This is a genomic window from Bacteroides sp. An269, assembly GCF_002159755.1.
Classification (GTDB): Bacteria; Bacteroidota; Bacteroidia; order Bacteroidales; family Bacteroidaceae; genus Phocaeicola; species Phocaeicola intestinalis.
This window is the reverse complement of the sequence record NZ_NFJG01000047.1, coordinates 22166-28384: the sequence shown is the minus strand read 5'-3', so window position 1 is coordinate 28384 and position 6219 is coordinate 22166. Positions and strand designations below refer to the sequence as shown.

Here is a 6219-nt window from a genome sequence, read left to right as displayed (position 1 = left end):
TTATGAACTATAAAAGTTAAACGGGACAGGGAAACCCACCCGTTTAACTTATTTAACAAAAATATTCCGCCATAAAACTTGTGCAAGTCTTAGAATTCTGTGGTGAAAAGGTTTATTCCGTTATTTTGAGAGCTTTCCTAATGCCGATACAGATATGACATCATTTACTTGCAGGCCGGTTGTAGCCACGCCTGTAGTGGGGTCGATGCGGTAAATGGTCTGGCTGTTTTCGGAACTGGTCGTTACGATGGGGATATAGGCGTATCCATTGTCGCTACACGGGGTGCCGATGCTGGAAAGTGTATTGGCATCGGGTAAGCCGGTTACTACGGTCAGTGTGCCTTCTTCGCCTTTGAATACAGCCAATTCATTGCGTGGAGCACTGGTTCCACTCATATTTTCGGCTCCTTCGCTATACATTTGAAGCAGGAAATAATCGTCTGTGATGTGCCAGCAACGGAACATTGGGTTTTTGTTTCCCAGCATTTCCAGATTTACGTAATAGTTATCATCGAATACGGTTTCGCCTGCTTTGATACGCACTACTCCCGAAGGCAGCTGACCTTGCACGCGGTTGAACTGGGTACCGTCGTTATTGGTTACCGGTGTGGTGGTAGTACGTCCGTAACCCGGTGAGAATACATAGAGGTCGCCATTGTCTGCTGCCCAAATTGTCTGGTAGTATTGAGAGCGCATACGTCCGCTGGCAAAACCGATTTTACCGGTACGGGCAATGACAGGAGTCTCGTTGAAATCGTCTCCACTATAAATGGCGACGAAAGCACTGTCCGGATACTGGGTTGTGGGAATCATTCCAGCGGTATATTGTCCCGAACCGCTTCCTCCGCTTCCATTTGCCACATACGATGGGTCTACGATATATTCGGGATAGGTATTTACGCCATAGTGGCTCATCCCCATGGGAACTACTGATGTGTAAAGGCGGTTGTTTGCTTCTACAAAGCCAGCAAAACTTACCCGTTCACCATTACCCAGGAAGTTTTCGGCAATACGGCTTCCGGTAACGGTACTTCCGTCCAGTACGCTCAGGTAATTGAATTGCAGATAATAGGCATAATTGCCTTCGTTGTCTTGTTCGGCGGTGCCGGCATTGGTAGAGGCGGTTATTACATTGTCTCCCCACGTGCCGTATGTTGTCGTACGGTTGAATGTGTACTGGCGGTCTTCCACTACATTGCCGGCATCGTTCAGCTTAAAGGAGAAACCGGTTCCGTTATTTCCATCGTTGTATTGGAAGCTGAACAGGTAGTTTTCGCGATAGAATATCCAGTTGGAAGCTGTTTCGGTCTCGTATCCGTTGCCCAAAGCCGTCACTTGACCTTCGTCCAGCGATTCGGACGTTACGAGGTAAGTTGCTGTGTTGGAGCCTTGACCTGCTTCTGCCACAATTACGAAACGGCTGAGGGTTTCGTCTGTAGGGGTATCGGGATTAGGGTCGGGTGTAGGATCCGGTTCTTCGGTTTGTACGGTTTCGTCATCACTGCAAGCTGTAGTACAGATACAGCCGAAAGAGAGGGCAGCCATCAGTGCCCATGAGAAATGTTTTTTCTTCATCCTTGTTTGTATTTAAGTTAAATAATTTCTGTTCCAGTCATTATCCTCCGAAGTATACGCGGAATTTGCCGTAAAAGGCACGGCCGGCTTTTTGGAGGCTGAAGTTATCGTAAAGTTTTTCGTCCGTCAGGTTCCGGCATTCCAGTGAGAGGTTGTACCGTCCGTTTTTTATCGAATAGCCGATGCTCAGGTTATGTGAGAGCTGTTCGGGTACTCGACTCTTGGTAGAAGGGTCGCCAAAGCGTTCCCAATATAAAGGGAATTCGTGTTGGTAGTATCCGTCGTACGATATGGTAAGTACATTGCCTTCGGCGAAAAGGTCGTGCCATGTGAAGGTGGCATCGAAGTTGGCAAAAACATATGGGAGGTTCGGCATACGTTGGCCGTACGTGGCACTTTGCTGCTGGGTATTTTCCGCAGTGTAACGTTCATCATCACGTACGTTGATGTTGTTGTATGTGCCTCCCAATGAGAACCAGCGGGAGTAATTGTAACGTGCCGATATGTTGAAACCTTTCGTCTTCACCCGTCCGTGATTTTCGTAGATGCCGTAACTCATTCCACTTACGGTGCTCAGTCCGCGTTGGATATAATCTTTCGTGTCGCGGTAAATCAGCGTACCTTCCACATAGATGCCGTGCTTGCCGAACTGGCGGTTATAGCTGAGGTTGAAGTTCACGTTGTCACTTTTTTCGGGACGCAGATCGGTTTTACCGGCTTCCAGGTCTTCATCGCCGAATAGCTCATCGGTGGTAGGCAGACGGTATGCTTTTTCATACGAAAGCTTTGCCTGGAGCCCTTTGATGATGAAGTATGTGCCGGCGGCTCCGTATCCGAATGCGCTGGTATGCCTGTGCATGTCGATGTAATTGCCTACACCGTCTTCGCTTTGCGATACCGGGCCTTGGTTATACTGGTTGTAATATTTCCCGAAAGCTGAAAAGTTCCATTTTTCTGTAGGCATCAGGCGGTATGAGAGGCCCGTGATATTCTTGCGTGTGATTTTAGGTATGCTGAAGTCGGAAATCTTTGAACTCCCGTCTACATACGAACGGGTGGTGCGCCGGAAGGTGCTCAAGACGTGATTCAACGTAAATGTATGTGCCGTTCCGATGCGGTAGTTGGCGGTAAAGGTTCCGTTCCAGTTGGTATTCTTTGATTCGTTGTCTTGATACGACTGTTCGCCATGACTTCCGGTGAACTTGCGGTCTCCCAGCCAGTTGTATTTATATGTGGCGGTGTCGATGTTATTTGTAATGTTATGATTATAGTTGGCGGTCAGCATCACATCCAGTCCTTTGGTGAAGAGATTGCGTTTGCTGTATTCCAGTGAAGGAACGAACGAGTGTCCCTTGCGGTGTTTCTCACCAAAGACGATATACTGGTATACACCTGTCTGTATTTCTTTGTAGAAATTAGAGAAGGTGAAACCCAGCATCAGGCGGTCTGCCCATTTTTTGTCTACAAGACCCACTTTCCCGATGATGGCTTCGTTATGAAACTGGTCGTTGAAGCGGCGTACGTGATAGATTTTATTGCGGTCGGTATTTTCTGTTATGCCATCATCGCCGAATTCGGTAATATAGTTGTCGATGTAGTAATCGTTGTCCGAGAAGTTTTGGAAAGCGTTTATTTCATACATCAGTCCGTTGCGGAAGGTTTGTCCGAAGTTGATGTATGATTTGTGCGTATTGAATGATCCATACGAGTACGAAGCGTCCAGATGCCAGCTACGGCGACGCTTGTTGGTCACAATATTGATGACTCCTCCCAAAGCATCGGTACCGAAGCCTACGGGAACCACTCCTTTATATACTTCAATACGTTCGGCAAAGTTTACCGGTATGTTGTTGATGTCGAATGCTGTACCAGCACCCTCCTGAGGTACTCCGTCGATGAATATTTTTACATGCTTGCCCGAGAAACCGTCCAGCATCAGTTGCATGTCTGAGCCTACGCCTCCCGATTCGCGCAGTTTCAGTCCGGGCAGTTGGGTCAGGGCATCGCTCAGGCTTTTGGTGGAGTTGTGTAGCTCCCGTGTGTCCAGTGCTACGGCGTTGAATGCCGATTTCTGCACACGGCTCACCCCGTTGGATACTACTACCACTTCATCCAGTTGGTGTGTAGCAGTCTTTAGCACGATGGTCTGCCGGGTACGCTCTTCATTTTTCAAGGTGATTTGTTCTTCGAATGTCTCAAATCCGATGGCGGAAACTACCAATGTATAGGTACCTGCGGGAGCTTTCAGATGATAGATGCCCCGTTCGTTGGTGGTACATCCATAACTGGTGCCTTTCAGATAAACGGTGGCGAAGTCGATGATGCTTTTATTTTCTGCCGAAATGATTTTTCCCGACAGCATGGCTCGTTTTTGTGCCGAAACAGTGAGAGAACACATTAATAAGCAAATTAATGTGAGGACGCAGTGTTTTGTCATTTTTTTATTGTTATTTTTAATGATTCTAATTACGCTGCAAAGGTACGGAGTCTGCTTTTGTGCTGCAATCCCCAAAAGTAGGTATTCCGCCTTTGTAATTTGCGTTTGTTTTTACCTACTTTTGGGGGTATTGGTTTTATGAATGTGTTTTTTGTGGGCGAATTTTGGGTCATCTTCGCTTCTGCTTTTCGTCAGATAATCCGCTATTTTCTTCACCATACCAGCTAAAACGCCTCAAAAGCTCATTCTAAATCAGCACACGATAAATTCAAAGTAGTTTTCAGGATAGGAGTTTGTATTTGTTGGTGCTTTTGTTAAAACTATTTAATACTTTGGTTTCTCTTTCTCTATCATTGAACATTCCACTATATTTGCCGCCCGGAAACACTTTTATATTTTTATGGACGAAATTCTTATAATTGTCGGGTTGATAGTACTTAACGGTATTTTTTCCATGTCCGAGGTGGCATTAATATCAGCCCGAAAAACTCGGCTTTCTACAGATGCAAAAAAGGGAAGCAAGGCTGCCGGCGTAGCGCTCAAGCTGGCAAACGACCCCGACCGTTTCCTTTCGACGGTACAAATCGGCATCACCCTCATCGGTATTCTTACTGGTATTTATTCGGGTAATAAAATAGCGAGCGATTTTTCGGATATTTTGGTTTCGTGGGGTATACCTGTGAACTATTCTGCTACTTTGGCGCAGGGAATCATTGTAGTGATTGTCACGTATCTGACCATTATTTTTGGTGAGCTGGTTCCTAAGCGCATTGGGTTAAGCATTGCCGAACAGGCTGCAAAGACTGTTTCGCGTCCGATGAATTTGCTTTCTACGCTGGCATTGCCTTTTGTATGGCTTCTTTCGAAAAGTACGGAACTGATATTTAACCTGTCGGGTATTAAGGAAGCAGACAACAAGGTGACTGAGGAAGAGATAAAATCCATCATTCAGGAGGGAACTGAAGATGGTGAGGTGCAGCCGGTGGAACAGGATATCATGCAACGTGTGTTCTTGTTGGGCGACCTGAAAGTAAGTTCGATTATGACGCACAAGAGTGATATCGTATGGTTGGATACTGATATGGGAGCCGATGAGGTGAAGAAGTTGCTGAGCCAGAAGCTGTACGAATTTTATCCGATAGCCGAAGGCGACCTGGATCACGTGAAAGGCATAGTAAACCTGAAGGACTTGGTATTGCACCTTTACGAGCCTGATTTTAAGTTGGAAGCGCTTATTCACGAGGCTGTTTTTTTCCACGAAAGTATGAATGTATACAAGGCACTTGAGCAGATGAAGGCGCGCAAAATCAGTCGTGCGCTGGTGTGTGACGAGTTCGGTGTGTGCACAGGTATTATTACCTTGCGTGATATTCTGGAAGGTCTGGTAGGGACGATGGATGCTCCGGGTGAGGAACCGGATATTATAAAACGTGTATCAGGTGATGGATGGCTGGTTGACGGACAATGTGCATTGTATGACTTTTTGTGTTATTTCGACCGTCAGGACTTGTTTGAGAATGCCGAATATCATACGCTGGGCGGATTGATTCTCCAGCAGTTGCAACATATTCCTACCAGTGGCGAAACGTTGCAATGGAACGGCTTCCATCTTGAAATTGTGGATATGGACGGTGCACGCATTGACAAAGTGCTGGTTACGGTCTCACCACAGGGTACACAAAATAAATAATCATAATCGGGGCAGAGAAGAAATACAAGAAAAATATTTTCCAGTTGTATATTATCTGTGGTGAAAAAGAAGATGAAAAGGAAACGGAAATACATAACACATTGGTTTTTGTTAGTCTGCATGGTGATGCAGATAGCTTCCGTTTTCCCTCATCATCACCATTCGGAGCTTTTTTGCTTGCATGCCGACCTGGCTACTTGTGCGGGTGAGGATTGTAATACGGCTGGCATGCACCACGAAGGCGATGGTGACCGCCATACATGTACGGTGGGATGTGTTACGCATTTCCAGTGTGCCACGACCGGACATCATCAGGATACAGTGTCTCCCGACTATACATTTTATTCCTTTCTTTATACATTTGCTTACTTGTTGCACTTGGTGTACATGCCCGAAGCGACTTTGCTTTCCGACGGGATGTACATCGAGAACCTGCACACGCAGGATGTAGCTTGCAATACGGGCTTGCGTGCTCCCCCTGTTTGCTGATTTTATTATAGTAGAACAAATGCAACTT

General features: G+C 46.3%; 4 protein-coding genes. 2 read left to right on the top strand and 2 right to left on the bottom strand.

Annotated features, from left to right (window positions below; all coding sequences use genetic code 11):
- Positions 1-120: 120 nt before the first annotated feature.
- Both B5F71_RS10320 and B5F71_RS10315 read right to left on the bottom strand, forming a co-directional pair.
- Positions 121-1575, bottom strand: a complete 1455-nt coding sequence (locus B5F71_RS10320; RefSeq protein ID WP_087209953.1) for a DUF4374 domain-containing protein — start codon at positions 1573-1575, stop codon at positions 121-123.
- Between the two features lie 40 nt (positions 1576-1615).
- A complete protein-coding gene (locus B5F71_RS10315) occupies positions 1616-3937 on the bottom strand; it encodes a TonB-dependent receptor (RefSeq protein ID WP_087209950.1) in 2322 nt (773 codons plus the stop codon).
- A gap of 475 nt (positions 3938-4412) precedes the next feature.
- Between B5F71_RS10315 and B5F71_RS10310 the strand changes: the two genes are divergently transcribed.
- Together B5F71_RS10310 and B5F71_RS10305 are read left to right on the top strand one after the other, a co-directional pair.
- Positions 4413-5702 (top strand): hemolysin family protein, encoded by a 1290-nt coding sequence (locus B5F71_RS10310; RefSeq protein WP_022038871.1) that lies wholly within the window; start codon positions 4413-4415, stop codon positions 5700-5702.
- Positions 5703-5774: 72 nt separating this feature from the next.
- The gene (locus tag B5F71_RS10305) at positions 5775-6191 is read left to right on the top strand and encodes a DUF6769 family protein (protein ID WP_241148589.1); all 417 of its coding nucleotides are present in this window, start codon (positions 5775-5777) and stop codon (positions 6189-6191) included.
- The last annotated feature ends 28 nt before the right edge of the window (positions 6192-6219 follow it).

Coding starts and splice junctions, on each gene's coding strand:
- B5F71_RS10315 (WP_087209950.1), bottom strand. CDS start 3,937: ATGCTGTCGGGAAAAATCATTTCGGCAGAAAATAAAAGCATCATCGAC.
- B5F71_RS10310 (WP_022038871.1), top strand. CDS start 4,413: ATGGACGAAATTCTTATAATTGTCGGGTTGATAGTACTTAACGGTATT.
- B5F71_RS10320 (WP_087209953.1), bottom strand. CDS start 1,575: ATGAAGAAAAAACATTTCTCATGGGCACTGATGGCTGCCCTCTCTTTC.
- B5F71_RS10305 (WP_241148589.1), top strand. CDS start 5,775: ATGAAAAGGAAACGGAAATACATAACACATTGGTTTTTGTTAGTCTGC.